The 14552-nt window shown below is 64.0% G+C and carries 9 protein-coding genes and 4 tRNA genes; 9 read left to right on the top strand and 4 right to left on the bottom strand.

Features of this window, described 5'->3' with window-relative positions; genetic code table 11:
- Positions 1–7 precede the first annotated feature (7 nt).
- The 3 genes from sugE to rdgC all read right to left on the bottom strand — a co-directional run bounded on the left by sugE (position 8) and on the right by rdgC (position 2628).
- Positions 8–325 carry a quaternary ammonium compound efflux SMR transporter SugE gene (gene sugE, locus ABIB24_RS13205; RefSeq protein ID WP_009686221.1) on the bottom strand — a complete coding sequence of 106 codons (318 nt, stop codon included), beginning with the start codon at positions 323–325 and terminating at the stop codon, positions 8–10.
- 230 nt (positions 326–555) lie between these two features.
- Positions 556–1521, bottom strand: coding sequence for a bile acid:sodium symporter family protein (locus ABIB24_RS13210; protein ID WP_013971400.1), 966 nt, complete (start codon positions 1519–1521; stop codon positions 556–558).
- 186 nt (positions 1522–1707) lie between these two features.
- Positions 1708–2628, bottom strand: a complete 921-nt coding sequence (gene rdgC / locus ABIB24_RS13215; protein WP_013971401.1) for a recombination-associated protein RdgC — start codon at positions 2626–2628, stop codon at positions 1708–1710.
- 217 nt (positions 2629–2845) lie between these two features.
- Between rdgC and ABIB24_RS13220 the strand changes: the two genes are divergently transcribed.
- The 4 genes from ABIB24_RS13220 (at position 2846) to ABIB24_RS13235 (ending at position 3347) form a co-directional block, all read left to right on the top strand.
- Positions 2846–2921: transfer RNA gene (locus ABIB24_RS13220), tRNA-Val, on the top strand.
- A 13-nt stretch (positions 2922–2934) separates the two neighbouring features.
- Positions 2935–3011: transfer RNA gene (locus ABIB24_RS13225), tRNA-Asp, on the top strand.
- A 170-nt stretch (positions 3012–3181) separates the two neighbouring features.
- A tRNA-Val gene (locus tag ABIB24_RS13230) sits at positions 3182–3257 on the top strand.
- Positions 3258–3270: 13 nt separating this feature from the next.
- Positions 3271–3347: transfer RNA gene (locus ABIB24_RS13235), tRNA-Asp, on the top strand.
- A gap of 237 nt (positions 3348–3584) precedes the next feature.
- Here the strand turns inward: ABIB24_RS13235 and map are convergent.
- Positions 3585–4361: a type I methionyl aminopeptidase gene (map, locus tag ABIB24_RS13240; protein WP_137163198.1), complete on the bottom strand. Its 777-nt coding sequence runs from the start codon at positions 4359–4361 to the stop codon at positions 3585–3587.
- Positions 4362–4697: 336 nt separating this feature from the next.
- Between map and ABIB24_RS13245 the strand changes: the two genes are divergently transcribed.
- The 5 genes from ABIB24_RS13245 (at position 4698) to pcaQ (ending at position 14152) form a co-directional block, all read left to right on the top strand.
- Positions 4698–8723: a bifunctional nitrate reductase/sulfite reductase flavoprotein subunit alpha gene (locus ABIB24_RS13245; RefSeq protein ID WP_354316580.1), complete on the top strand. Its 4026-nt coding sequence runs from the start codon at positions 4698–4700 to the stop codon at positions 8721–8723.
- 304 nt (positions 8724–9027) lie between these two features.
- Positions 9028–11580: a nitrite reductase large subunit NirB gene (nirB, locus tag ABIB24_RS13250; protein ID WP_025338051.1), complete on the top strand. Its 2553-nt coding sequence runs from the start codon at positions 9028–9030 to the stop codon at positions 11578–11580.
- The gene (gene nirD, locus ABIB24_RS13255; RefSeq protein WP_137163201.1) at positions 11580–11942 is read left to right on the top strand and encodes a nitrite reductase small subunit NirD; all 363 of its coding nucleotides are present in this window, start codon (positions 11580–11582) and stop codon (positions 11940–11942) included. Before nirB ends, nirD begins: the two co-directional genes overlap by 1 nt.
- Before the next feature lie 287 nt (positions 11943–12229).
- A complete protein-coding gene (locus ABIB24_RS13260) occupies positions 12230–13171 on the top strand; it encodes an RHS repeat-associated core domain-containing protein (RefSeq protein WP_212734916.1) in 942 nt (313 codons plus the stop codon).
- A 48-nt stretch (positions 13172–13219) separates the two neighbouring features.
- The gene (gene pcaQ / locus ABIB24_RS13265; protein WP_137163203.1) at positions 13220–14152 is read left to right on the top strand and encodes a pca operon transcription factor PcaQ; all 933 of its coding nucleotides are present in this window, start codon (positions 13220–13222) and stop codon (positions 14150–14152) included.
- The last annotated feature ends 400 nt before the right edge of the window (positions 14153–14552 follow it).

Here is a 14552-nt window from a genome sequence, read left to right on the forward strand (position 1 = left end):
GAGGGCGTCAGCTGGCGCTGACTTTCAGGCCGACCAGGCCGGTAATGATCAGCGCCACGCTGACCAGGCGTACCAGGGCCATGGACTCGCCGAACAGGATGATGCCGGCGATCACCGTGCCGACGGCGCCGACGCCGGTCCAGATGGCATAGGCGGTGCCCAGTGGCAGCTCTTTCATGGCCAGGCCCAGCAGGCCCAGGCTGATGGCCATGGCGGCGACAGTGAGAACGGTGGGCAGTGGCTTGCTGAAGCCGTCGGTGTATTTCAGGCCGACGGCCCAGCCGACCTCGAACAGGCCGGCGAAGAACAGGATGATCCAGGACATGGTGCGTCTCCATCGTTGTGAATGATGGGGCCGTCCCCGGAATGGTCACGCGGTGCGTCGTGAGGTCGTCCTCACAGTGGGTGCCATGGTGCACATATGCAGCCCTCTGGGCAAGCCTGTGCGGGCCTCTTCGCGGGTAAACCCGCTCCCACAGGGATCTCCACAACTTTCAGACTTGTGCAGTACCTGTGGGAGCGGGTTTACCCGCGAAAGGGCCAGTGCAGGCTACATCAATGCCTGGCCGGCTCCCCACCTTCAGCTTCTGCCACAGGCTCCCCCATGCGCCGGAACCAGGTCGACAGCAGCGCCCCGGAAATATTGTGCCAAACGCTGAACAACGCACTCGGCACCGCAGCCAGCGGCGAAAAATGCGCCGCCGCCAGTGCGGCGCCCAGCCCGGAGTTCTGCATGCCCACCTCCAGCGCCAGCGACTTGCGCTGTGCCAGTGGCAGCTTGCACAGCCTGCCGGTCAGGTACCCCAGCAAGTAGCCGAAGCTGTTGTGCAATATCACCACCGCCATGATCAGCAGCCCCGACTCGGCGATCTTCGCCTGGCTGGCCGCCACCACCGCGCACACGATCATCACGATACTCACCACCGACACCAGCGGCAGCACCTGCACCGCCGCCTGCACCCGCGCGCCAAGCAGCCGCTGGGCCAGTACGCCGAGCACGATCGGCAGCATCACCAGCTGCAGGATCGACCAGAACATGTCCATGAAGGACACCGGCAGCCAGGCCGAGGCCAGGAACCAGATCAGCGCCGGGGTCAGCAGCGGGGCGAGCAGGGTGGTCACCGCAGCGATCGCCACCGCCAGCGCCAGGTCGCCCCGGGACAGCCAGACCATCACGTTCGACGCCGTGCCGCTCGGGCAGCAGCCAACCAGGATCACGCCCACGGCGATTTCCGGCGGCAGGTGGAACAGCTGGCACAGCAGCCAGGCCATGCCCGGCATGATCACGAAGTGCGCGACCACACCCAGCATCACCCGCCAGGGCTGGCGGGCGAGGGCGGCGAAGTCATCGAGCTTGAGTGTGAGGCCCATGCCGAACATCACCAGGCCCAGCAGCGGCACGATGGCCACCTTCAGGGCGATGAACCATTGCGGTTGCAGGAAGGCCAGTACGGCGAACACCAGCACCCACAGGGCGAAGGTATTGCCGACGAAGCGGCTGAGGGTGGCGAGGGCACGCATGGGGCAATTCCTTTTCTGTTTTATGGCTTCAAGAATTTCACTGGCCCTTTCGCGGGCTTGCCCGCTCCCACAGGTACACCACAGTACTCAGAAACTGTGGTGTACCTGTGGGAGCGGGCAAGCCCGCGAAGAGGCCAGTACTGTCTGAGGATATCTCCCAGGCCAGCACCGGCATTTCAAAACCAGTCAGACCCCTTGCGGAATCTCTTCCCCACCCAGCGCCTCGAACAGCACCGGCAGGAATTCGGCAAAGGTCATCATCATCAGCTGGAAGCTGGCATCGAACTGCTGCGCAGCCTCATCGCCACCATCCTGTTCGGCCTGCTCCTGCAGCAGCTCTTCGAACTTCAGGCGCTTGATCACCATCTTGTCATCCAGAATGAACGACAGCTTGTCCTGCCAGGCCAGGGCCAGCTGGGTGACCACCTTGCCAGTGCTCAGGTGCAGCTGGATTTCCTCGCCGGTCAGGTCCTGGCGCTTGCAGCGCACGATACCGCCATCTTCGGCGGTGTCGCGCAGTTCGCACTCGTCCAGCACATAGAAGCCTTCGGCAGCTTCCTGCGACTTGACCCACTCGGTCATGGTGGCAACCGGTGCGATTTTCACGGTGGCCGGGCGTACCGGCAGCGAGCCCATCACTTCACGCAGGGTCGACAGCAGGTCTTCGGCACGCTTGGCGCTGGCCGAGTTGACCAGGATCACGCCCAGGCGTGGGGCAATGGCAGCGAAGATCATCGAGCGGCGGATGAACGCGCGCGGCAGGAAGGCCTGGATGATCTCGTCCTTGATCTGGTCGCGTTCCTTTTTATAGACCTTGCGCATCTGCTCGGTCTCGATCTCTTCGACCTTTTCCTTCACCGCGTCGTTGACCACGCTGCTGGGCAGGATGCGTTCTTCCTTGCGCGCGGCAATCAGCAGGTACTCGCCGCTGACATGCACCAGGGGAGCGTCTTCGCCCTTGCCGAATGGCGCGACGAAACCATAGGTGGTCAGCTCCTGGCTGGCGCAGGGGCGGGCCGGCTTGCTGGCCAGGGCCGCTTCCAGCGCTTCAGGCTCGAACGGGACTTCCTGGGTCAGGCGGTAGGTCAGCAGGTTCTTGAACCACATGAGGGGCAATCTCTCCTTAATGCATAAGGCGGGCATTATTCTCCGAGCGGTGCTCTCAGGCCAACCCTGTCGGAGTGCCAGTAGCTGTAGCTGGATGTAAAGATGCACGTGGCAACGCTAGGTCTTTGAAAGGCCTGAGGTTTTTTTTGAAAAAAGTTAAAAAAGTGCTTGCCAGGGTACGGGGCCGTCCGTAGAATGCGCGCCACACCGAGACGAAGGGTGATTAGCTCAGCCGGGAGAGCATCTGCCTTACAAGCAGAGGGTCGGCGGTTCGATCCCGTCATCACCCACCACTCGATGTTTAGCGCAGCGGTAGTTCAGTCGGTTAGAATACCGGCCTGTCACGCCGGGGGTCGCGGGTTCGAGTCCCGTCCGCTGCGCCATATTCCACTTCCAGGGCCTACTGAACACCCGGAAGTAACAGAGAAAGCGACCTCAGGGTCGCTTTTTTTGTGCCTGCAATTTGGTGTTTTCGCGAATTTTGCAAAAAGTTCGATAAGTGCTTGCCAGAGCGCCAAGTCGCCCGTAGAATGCGCGCCACACCGAGAGACATGGGTGATTAGCTCAGCCGGGAGAGCATCTGCCTTACAAGCAGAGGGTCGGCGGTTCGATCCCGTCATCACCCACCACTCGATGTTTAGCGCAGCGGTAGTTCAGTCGGTTAGAATACCGGCCTGTCACGCCGGGGGTCGCGGGTTCGAGTCCCGTCCGCTGCGCCATATTCCACTTCCAGGGCCTACTGAACACCCGGAAGTAACAAAAAAAGCGACCTTAGGGTCGCTTTTTTTGTTTCTGCATCCTGAGCGATTTCATCGTTCATGAAATCCTGGGGCCGCTTTGCGGCCCATCGCGACACAAGGCCGCTCCTACAGGGGTATGCGCAGTCAGCGAGTGACGCGATCTCCTGTAGGAGCGGCCTTGTGTCGCGAAAGGGGCGCAAAGCGCCCCCGGCAATTTCAGCTAGGACGCTCTTCTTCCCGCAAAGTCAGCACTTCAAACCCATCCTCGGTCACCGCCACGGTATGCTCCCACTGCGCCGACAAGCTGTGGTCGCGGGTAATCACCGTCCAGCCATCCTTCAGCGTGCGCGTCCCGCGTCCGCCCTGGTTGATCATCGGTTCGATGGTAAACACCATCCCCGGCTTCAACTTCAGGCCCATCCCGCGCTGGCCAATGTGCAGCACCTCGGGCCCTTCATGCATCTGTTGGCCAATGCCATGCCCGCAATACTCACGTACGACGCTGTAGCCCGCCGCTTCGGCATGGGTCTGGATGGCATGGCCGATATCACCCAGCGTAGCCCCGGGGCGTACCTGTTCGATGCCTTTCCATAGCGCGTCATAGGTGGTGTCGACCAGGCGCTGCGCCTCATCGCTGATCGGCCCGATGCTGTACATCTTTGACGAGTCGGCGATATAGCCGCCTTGTTCCAGAGTGATGTCGACGTTGATGATCGAGCCTTCCTTCAGCACTTCATCGACCTTGGGCATGCCATGGCACACCACATGGTCCACCGAGGTGTTGAGCGAATAGGGGAATCCATACTGGCCCTTGCTCGCCGGGCGGGCCTTGAGCGTGCCGACGATGAACGCCTCGGCGCGGTCGTTGATCTGCATGGTGGTCACGCCGGGGCGGATGAAGCTGTCGAGGTCGGCGAACACCTGGGCAAGCAGCTGGCCGGCGCGGCGCATCAGGTCGAGTTGGGCGGGGGTCTTGATAATCACCTGGGACATGGAGGAGTGCAGTGGCTCGTGCTGGAATGTGCCCCAGCATAGCGCCATGGGGTGTGGGGTTGCCATCGCATGGTGCACTCCTGTGCCGGCCCCTTCGCGGGTGAACCCGCTCCCACAGGGATATCGCAAGGCCTGAGGGCAGTGATGTACCTGTGGGAGCGGGTTCACCCGCGAAGAGGCCGGCACAGCTGGCCCATTAATTGCTGATCTACCGCTACCCAGGGCTATCAACGTCGACAGCCCACAAAACTTCACGACAAAGGCGCCGTGTTGCCCCGCTTGCCCAGCAAGCAGGGGCAGCCGGCGCCTTTTTGCGTTACCTACAGGAGCCCGCCCATGGCCAACAGCGAAGTGCGCAGCGTCTGCCCCTACTGCGGCGTCGGTTGCGGCATCGTCATGAGCGTCGCCGATGGCAAGGTCGGCAAGGTCAGCGGCGACAAGCAGCACCCCAGCAACTTCGGCCGCCTGTGCACCAAAGGCCTCACCGCACACCTGCCGCTGACCGCCGCCGGGCGCATGGAGGATGCCTATGTGCGCCAGCAGCGCAGCCAGCAGCCAGCGCGTACCGGCATCGACCAGGCCATCGCCGCCGCCGCTGCGCGCCTGCGTGGCATCATCGACCAGCACGGCCCCGACGCCGTGGCGCTGTACGTGTCCGGGCAGATGTCGCTGGAGGCCCAGTACCTGGCCAACAAGCTGGCCAAGGGCTTTATCCGCACCCGCCACATCGAGTCCAACTCGCGCCTGTGCATGGCCAGTGCCGGCAGCGGCTACAAGCTGTCGCTCGGTGCCGATGGCCCGCCCGGCAGCTATCAGGACTTCGAGCACGCCGACGTATTCCTGGTGATCGGCGCCAACATGGCCGACTGTCACCCGATCCTGTTCCTGCGCCTGCTCGACCGGGTCAAGGCGGGGGCCAAGCTGATCGTCGTCGACCCGCGGCGCAGCGCCACCGCCGACAAGGCCGACCTGTTCCTGCAGGTGCGCCCCGGCAGCGACATGGCCTTGCTCAATGGCCTGCTGCACCTGCTGCTGCGTAACGGCCACACCGACCCCGGCTTCATCGCCCGCCACACCGAAGGCTGGGACGAACTGCCGTCCTTTCTCGATGACTACACCCCTGACCGGGTGGCCGCCATCACCGGGCTGGCCGAGGCCGACATCATCAAGGCCGCCGAATGGATCGGCGTCGCCAGCAACTGGATGAGCTGCTGGACCATGGGCCTGAACCAGAGCATCCACGGCACCTGGCACACCAATGCGATCTGCAACCTGCACCTGGCCACGGGCGCCATCTGCCGCCCCGGCAGTGGGCCGTTCTCGCTGACCGGCCAACCCAATGCCATGGGCGGCCGTGAGATGGGCTACATGGGCCCCGGCCTGCCAGGCCAGCGCTCGGCGCTGGTAGCGCAAGACCGCGCCTTCGTCGAGCAGCAGTGGCAACTGGCCCCGGGCAGCCTGCGCAGCGAAGGCGGCGAGGGCACGGTGGCGCTGTTCGAGCAGATGAAAAGCGGCGTGGTAAAAGCCTGCTGGATCATCTGCAGCAACCCGGTGGCCAGTGTCGCCAACCGCCAGCAGGTGATCGACGGCCTGCGCCAGGCCGAACTGGTGATTACCCAGGATGCCTTCCTCGACACCGAGACCAACCGCTACGCCGACATCCTGCTACCGGCTGCGCTGTGGGCCGAAGGCGAGGGCGTGATGATCAACAGCGAGCGCAACCTCACCCTCATGCCACGTGCCGTCGAACCGCCCGGGCAGAGCCTGCCAGACTGGCAGATCATCGCCCGGGTCGCCTGCGCCATGGGCTATGCCGACGCCTTCGACTACCCCGATGCCGAGGCGGTGTACGAGGAGATCCGCCGCTTTCACAACCCAACCACCGGCTACGACCTGCGGGGCATCGGCTATGCCGAACTACGCGAACAGCCGCACCAGTGGCCCTGCGCCCCAGGCCGCAACAACCCGCGCAGCCCGCTGCGCTACCACAACGACGGCAGCAGCCAGACGCTGTTGCACGATGCCCAGGGCGAGTGCCCGGTGTTGGCCTTCCCGACCGCCAGCGGCAAGGCCCGCTTCTTCGCCCGGCCCTGGTTGCCGGCGGCGGAGCTGCCGGATGCCGATTACCCCATGGTGCTGAATACCGGCCGCGTGCAGCACCAGTGGCACACCCTGACCAAGACCGGCAAGGTACCGGCGCTGAACAAGCTGGAGCCCGGCCCCTTCGTGGAAATCCACCGCGACGATGCTGCCCGGCTGGGCATTGCCGAAAAGGATCAGGTGGCCATTCGCTCGCGCCGCGGGCAGGCCGTGCTGCCCGCGCGAATCAGCGACCGGGTCATGCCTGGCAACTGCTTTGCCCCGTTCCACTGGAATGACCTGATCGGCGAACAACTGGCGATCAACGCCGTGACCTGCGATGCGGTCGACCCGCTGTCGCTGCAGCCGGCGTTCAAGCATTGTGCCGTGACCCTGGAGCGGGTTGCAGGTGAGCGCATCGAAGCCCTTGATCTGAACACTGCCAATCCGGAGCCTGCCCGCATGCCGACCGCCACCCTGTCCCGTCTGCTTGGCCTGGACACCCTGCCAGCTCCGGTGCTGGCCGAGGAAGAGCGTCATTACCTGCAAGGCTTCCTGCTGGGCCTGGACCAGGCCCGCGCCGAGGGCGTGCCCTGCCTGCCGGCCAGTGCGCCGCTGGCCGCCACACGCCGGCTGTTCGTCGATGGCTTGCTGGCCGGGCTGTTCGCCCAGCCGGCGGTGCTGCCCGATGCGGCGTTGATAGCACCACGGCATCAGGTGCTGTGGGCTTCGCAAACCGGCAACGGCGAGCTGTTGGCCGAACGCTGTGCCGAGCGCCTGCGCGGTGCCGGCCTCGACGTGCAGCTCAGTTGCATGGAAGCGGTCAGCCCGCGCCAGCTGCAGGGCGCCGCCAGCGTGGTGCTGATCGCCAGCACCTTTGGCGATGGTGACGCACCCGACAGTGCAGCGGCATTCTGGCAAGCCTTGCAAGGCGAGGAGGGCGCCCACTGCGCCGAACTGCCTTTTGCCGTGCTGGCCCTGGGCGACTCCAGTTACGACCAGTTCTGCGGCTTTGGCCGCAAGCTCGACCAACGCCTGGCCGAGCTGGGTGGGCGGCGCCTGCTGCAGCGGGTGGACTGCGAGCCGGACTTCGACGACGCCTTCGCCGCCTGGCTGGATGCGCTGCTGCCCACGCTTGGCAGCGCTGCTGCACCGCAACCGGTCACCGAGCCTGCGCCCGTGGCGGCCTATGGCAAGCAGCAACCCTGGGCTGCCACCTTGCTGGAAAACCGCCTGCTCAACGGCCCGGGTGCCAGCAAGGAAACCCGTCAACTGGTGTTCGACCTGAGCGGCAGCGGTTTCACCTATGCCGCCGGTGATGCCTTGGGCGTGTGGCCGCGCAACTGTCCGGCCCTGGTCGACGAGCTGCTGGTGCTGATGCAGCTCGATGGCCAGACCATGGTTCAGCTGAAAGGCCAGCCCGCCATGCCGCTGACCGAAGCCCTGCAAGCGCACCTGGAGATCGCCAAGGTCACCACGCAGCAGCTGCAGGCCTTCGCCGGCAATGCCCCGGACCTGCAGCGCCTGCTGCAGCCCGAGTGCAAGGCCGAGCTGCAGGACTGGTTGTGGGGGCGGCAACTGGTCGATGTGCTGCGCACCTTCCCCCAGCAGCTGCCGCTGGCCAGCTGGCTGGAGCTGCTCAAACCGTTGCAGCCGCGCCTGTATTCGATCAGCTCCAGCCCGCTGGCGCACCCGCAGCAAGTGCACCTGACCGTTTCCACGGTGCGCTATGGCGCGCGCAAAGGGGTGTGTTCAAGCTTCCTTGCCGACCGTGCGCAGGCGCTGAAGGTAGCCATCTTCCCGCAAGTGTCGAAGCACTTTCGCCTGCCCGAGGACGACAGCGTGCCGGTGATCATGGTCGGCCCCGGCACCGGTATTGCGCCGTTCAGGGCCTTCCTCGAAGAGCGAGAGGCACGTGGGGCGAAAGGGGCCAACTGGCTGTTCTTCGGCGAGCAGTACGCGGCCACCGATTTCTATTACCAGGAGCAGCTGCAGGCCTGGCAGGCTGCAGGGCACCTGCGTCTGGACACGGCGTTTTCACGCGACCAGGCCGAGAAGGTCTACGTGCAGCAGCGCATGCTCGAACAGGGCGCGCAGTTGTGGCAGTGGCTGGAGGCGGGGGCGTACTTCTATGTGTGTGGCGATGCGCAGCGCATGGCCAAGGATGTGGATGCGGCGTTGCGGGCGATCGTCGCCGAGCATGGCGGCATGGATGCAGCGGCGGCTGCGGCTTATGTCGAAGCGCTGGGCAGGGCCAAGCGGTATCGGCGGGATGTGTATTGATGTGCACCGGGATGGGGTGTTGTGCACTGTGAATGTGCATGACCTGTGCCGGCCTCTTCGCGGGTAAACCCGCTCCCACAGGTACTGCACAGGTCTGAAAATTGTGGAGATCCCTGTGGGAGCGGGTTTACCCGCGAAGAGGCCGGCACAGGCAACCCAGTTGGCACACTCCCTGCTTTACCCTGGTTACAACAAAGCCCACTGATCAACGGCGATCAACCCGGGCCCCCTACCGTGATGAATACAGGCAAAGGCGCCTGGAGCTTCGGCTCCAGGCGCTTTTTTTTTGATCGAGGATCGGCTTATGAAGGCAACAGCGAGCAGCGGGCAACGAGAGCGACTGGTCATCGTCGGCAACGGCATGGTCGGCCACCATTGCGTCGAACAACTGGTCAGCCGCGGCGCCCTGCAGCGCTTCGAAGTGCATGTGTTCGGCGAAGAGCGCCAACGCGCCTACGACCGCGTTCACCTGTCCGAGTACTTCGGCGGCAGCTGTGCCGAAACCCTGGCCCTGTGCGAGCAGGACTTCTACGGTACCAACGGTGTGCACCTGCACCTCGGCGAAGCGGTGTTGGAAATCGACCGTGAGCGCGGCGAAGTGGTCACCGCCGAGGGCCGCTATGGCTACGACCAGCTGGTGCTGGCCACAGGTTCCTACCCGTTCGTGCCGCCGATCGAAGGTTCCAGCGGCAATGCCCGCCTGGTCTACCGCACCCTTGACGACCTCGACGGCATCCGCGCTGCCGCAGCCAGTGCCCGCCGTGGCGTGGTAGTGGGCGGTGGCCTGCTTGGCCTGGAAGCAGCCAACGCCCTCAAGTCGCTGGGCCTGGAAGCCCACGTGGTGGAATTCGCCCCACGGCTGATGCCGGTGCAGCTGGACGGCGAGGGCGGTGCCGCGCTCAAGGCACAGATCGAAGCGCTGGGCGTTGGCGTGCATCTGTCGCGCGCCACCCAGTCGATCAGTGCGGGTGAAGACTACCGCTACCGCATGAACTTCGATGGCGGCGAGCACCTGGAAACCGACCTGATCGTGTTCTCTGCGGGTATCCGCCCGCAGGATGCCCTGGGCCGTGCCTGTGGCCTGGACATCGCCGCGCGTGGCGGCGTGGTCATCGACAACCATTGCCGCAGCAGCGACCCACGCATCTTTGCCATCGGCGAGTGCGCCTCGTGGAACGGCAGCGTGTTCGGCCTGGTCGCCCCGGGCTACAGCATGGCGCGCAACCTGGCGGCATTGCTGATGGGTGAAGCCGCTGGCGAATTCACCGGTGCCGACATGTCGACCAAGCTCAAGTTGCTGGGCGTGGATGTCGGTTCCATCGGCGATGCCCATGGCGCCACCCCGGGCGCACGCAGCTACCGCTTCATCGACGAAGCCAACAGCGCCTACCGCCGGCTGGTGGTGGATGCCAGCGGCAAGCACGTGCTCGGTGCGGTGCTGGTGGGCGACAACAGCTACTACGACACCCTGCTGCAGTACGCCCAGAACGGCATCGCCCTGCCAGCCGACCCCGCGGCATTGATCCTGCCGCAAGGCGGCGGCGCACCGGCCCTGGGCGCCGATGCACTGCCCGATAGCGCGACCATCTGCTCCTGCCACAACGTCAGCAAGGGCGCGGTCTGCGCCGCCATCGACAGCGGCTGCGGCGACCTTGCCGCAGTCAAGGGCTGCACCAAGGCCGCCACCGGTTGTGGTGGTTGCGCGGCACTGCTCAAGCAGGTGTTCGAGCATGAGCTGACCGCCCGCGGCGTGGCGGTGGACAAGAGCCTGTGCGAGCACTTCGCCTACACCCGTCAGGAGCTGTACGGGCTGGTGCGGGTAGAGGGTATCCGCACCTTCAACGAACTGCTCGAACGCCACGGCAAGGGCCACGTCGGCTGCGACATCTGCAAGCCGGCGGTGGGCAGTATCCTCGCCTCGTGCTGGAACCAGCCGATCATGGACCCGGCGCTGGTGCCGCTGCAGGACACCAACGACACCTTCATGGCCAACATGCAGAAGAACGGCACCTACTCGGTGGTGCCGCGCATCCCCGGTGGTGAAATTACCCCCGACAAGCTCATCGTGATCGGCCAGGTGGCGAAAAAGTACGACCTGTACACCAAGATCACCGGCGGCCAGCGCATCGACCTGTTCGGCGCCCAGTTGCACGAGCTGCCGCTGATCTGGGGCGAGCTGATCGAGGCCGGCTTCGAAACCGGCCATGCCTACGGCAAGTCGACCCGCACGGTGAAATCGTGCGTCGGCAGCACCTGGTGCCGTTACGGCGTGCAGGACAGCGTCGGCATGGCCCTGCGCCTGGAAGACCGCTACAAAGGCCTGCGCAGCCCGCACAAGCTCAAGTTCGCGGTGTCCGGTTGCACTCGCGAATGCGCCGAGGCACAGAGCAAGGACATCGGCGTGATCGCCACCGACAAGGGCTGGAACCTGTACGTGTGCGGCAATGGCGGCATGCGCCCGCGGCATGCCGAACTGTTTGCCACCGACCTCGACGACGAAACCCTGGTGCGCCTGATCGACCGCGTGCTGATGTTCTACATCCGCACCGCCGACAAGCTGCAGCGCACCTCGGTGTGGCGCGAGAACCTGGAAGGTGGGCTGGACTACCTGAAGCAGGTGATCATCGACGACAGCCTGGGCCTGGCCAGCGAGCTGGAAGCGCAGATGCAGCATGTGGTCGACCAGTATGAATGCGAGTGGGCCAACGCCCTCAACGACCCCGAGAAGCTCAAGCGCTTCCGTACTTTCGTCAACGACCGCCGCGCCGACCCGGACGTGCACTTCGTGCGCGAACGCGAACAGCGCCGGCCTGCTGCACCACTGCACTTGATCCCAACCGTCGAGGAGGCTGTCTGATGAACCTGTCCAATGCTGCTGTGAAAACCCACGAGAACTGGCAGGCGGTGTGCCAGGCGGATGACCTGGTGGCCGATTCCGGGGTGGTGGTCTGGCTCGACGGGGCCCAGGTCGCGCTGTTCTACCTACCGGGGCAGGCGCAGCCGCTGTACGCGGTGGACAACCGCGACCCGCGGTCCGGCGCCAACATCATCGGCCGCGGGCTGGTTGGCAGTGTGCAGGGCGAGCTGGTGGTGGCCGCGCCGTTGTACAAGCAGCACTTCAGCCTGCAAAGCGGGGAGTGCCTGGAAGATGCCGGGCAGCGTTTGCGGGTGTGGCCGGTGCGCTTGAATGGTGAGGCGGTGGAGTTGGCAGTGGTCTGATCCCCCATCCGCTGCCTTCGCCAACAAACCCGCTCTCAAGACGTGCACAGGACCTGTGGGAGAAGCCTTGTGTAGCGAAAGGTCTGCACAGCAGCCCCGGCAACTGTTGCCATGATGCTGATATCCCAGGGCCGCTTCGCGGCCCATCGCAGGCAAGTCAGCTCCTGCAGGTTGCAGGCCTTATCGCAACTGGTATATCTGCCAGTACATTTGTCTTGATGGTGCGTTCATGATAGCCGGTAGCGCAGGGGATAGAGGTAACTGGCACTATGTCCATAATGAGGTCCATGATCCGAAAGTATTTCTATGGGCGCAATGGTGTTTCAACGCTTGTCGGCGGGGATGAGTTTCTCTCCTGCATGCGCTTTGATGTGGGGCTATCAGCCATTCGCTCATCAGTTGGTTTAACTAGAATTATCGGCAGCGATTCACAAGGTTCGGTGCTATCTGAAATTGAAAGTGCGACGTGCGCTCATCGATGTTTCGCTGTTCATGGTGTCGCTGCACATCGGCCGGTAAAGGATATCGGCTTCAAAGGTGAACGCTGCGATATGCTGACGCAGTGCTACCCTCTGGGAAATGGCTACCGTACCTACAGCCCAGTGTTGATGCGCTTTCAAAGCGCCGATAACCAATCACCGTTTGGCAAGGGTGGGTTGAATGCATATGCCTTTGTAAAAGGGGACCCTGTCAACTTGAGCGACCCCAGCGGTCATTCACCAATAAATGCCGAGGTTTTTTACTACAGGGGCCCCATCAAAGTGATTGATGGGATGCGGGTTTTCTACTCGCAGAATGTTTCTGGAGTGCAGGTTCTGAATATCGGGGCTCATGGTGTGGCCGGCAGAATTGGAACTCAGCGGGTCAACCATCCCGCACGTGCAGTTGTGCAGACTTTGCAAAAACATGGTTACTCTATGAACGGGCAAGAGACGCATATCCTGGCATGCAATTCCGCTAACGGCCAATCCTCATTTATCCAGGACATGGCGAACATTACTCAGGCGCCTTCGACAGGCTATCAGGGCAGTTTGTGGACGGATGATAATCGGCCGGCCATGATCAATGGCAGCATGGACAATTACTGGGTCAAGCTGATCAAAACGATGGCTTCCGACGACCCCGATTTTGCGCGGTTCGCCTATGCACCTGTCACGGTAAAGCCGGCAATTGCACCACGTGAAGTATCGAACGAACCGAAAGACTTGGCTCTCAAGTTGAGGCAATGACCACCTGAAGGCGTAAAGTGGTAGCTCGTTTTTACAGATCGCCCCGCCATGAACCTCGACACCCGCATCAAGTACCGCCACCTGCTGTGCTTCCTGGAGATTGCCCGGCAGGGCAGCCTGGCCAGGGCTGCCGACATCCTGGCAATCAGCCAGCCAGCCATCTCCAAGACCCTCAAGGAACTCGAAGACCTGCTGGAAACGCGCCTGTTCGCGCGCAGCCGCCAGGGCGTCGAGCTGACCCCGGCCGGTACGCGTTTCATGCGCTACGCCGGGCCCAGCGTGCAGGCCCTGCGCGATGGCGTCAGCAGCCTGCGTGGCGAGGCGCGGGCGCCGTCGCAGGTGCGCATCGGCGTGTTGTCCACGGTCGAAGGCCTGCTCATGCCCGAAGTGCTGTGCCGCCTGCACCAGCGCCATGAGGCGCTGGTGATCAGTGTGGTCACCGGGGTCAGCGCGCAGCTGCTCGGCCAGTTGCGCCTGGGCGAACTGGAACTGGTGGTCGGGCGCATGACCGACAGCCCGCAGATCCAGGGCCTGTCGTTCGAGCACCTGTACAGCGAGTCGATGAGCCTGGTGGTGCGGCCCGGCCACCCGTTGCTGGCCGGCACGCCGGTGGAGCGGGCGCAGGTGGGCCGTTACCCGTTGGTATTGCCGCCTGCAGGCACCACCATCCGCCAGCATGCCGACAGCCTGTTCGTGCAATGTGGCATCCAGATGCCTGCCCAGCGCCTGGAAACCCTGTCACTGGCACTGAGCCGGCGCTACCTGCTGGGCAGCGATGCCGTGTGGGTGGCGCCGCGCGACGCGGTGTTGCTCGACCTGCGCCGGGGCGAGCTGGTCGAGCTCGACCTGGGTGTGCGCGAGCCAGGCGGCTCGGTCGGCATCTGTCGCAATGCCGCCTTGCCGCAGAGCCTGCCTGGGCAGTGGGTATGCGAGGTGTTGCGCGAGGTGGCGGAGCAGTATCGCGAGGGGCGGTATCCTTGAGGGGGTGGTGGGGCTGGTAGTGTTCGCCGGTAGATGGTCGGCGCCTGTGAGATCGAGCGCCGCCCGCGCGGCGCTTCGCAGCACAAGGCTGCTCCTACATCTGTTTCGGGCCAGTAACGCCTGTACCAATGCGCGCGACCGCCTTGTTGGTCCGTCACGATATCGAGGTGAACACCAAGGGACGCGCGCCTCTGCTTCAGGAATAACTGGCCCGAAACAGATGTAGGAGCAGCCTTGTGCTGCGAAGCGCCGCGTGGGCGGCGCTCGATCTCACAGGCGCTGCAAACCTCCCGACATACACCCGCGGCATTCACCTCCCTCCCAACCAATCTCGGACGTCGCACAAATAAATCCCCCGCAAAACCGGGCAAAGGCGCCGCAACCGGTCAATACTGGCCAG

The sequence above is a fragment of the Pseudomonas sp. UYEF17 genome (genome assembly GCF_040546125.1).
GTDB classification, from domain to species: Bacteria; Pseudomonadota; Gammaproteobacteria; order Pseudomonadales; family Pseudomonadaceae; genus Aquipseudomonas; species Aquipseudomonas putida_Z.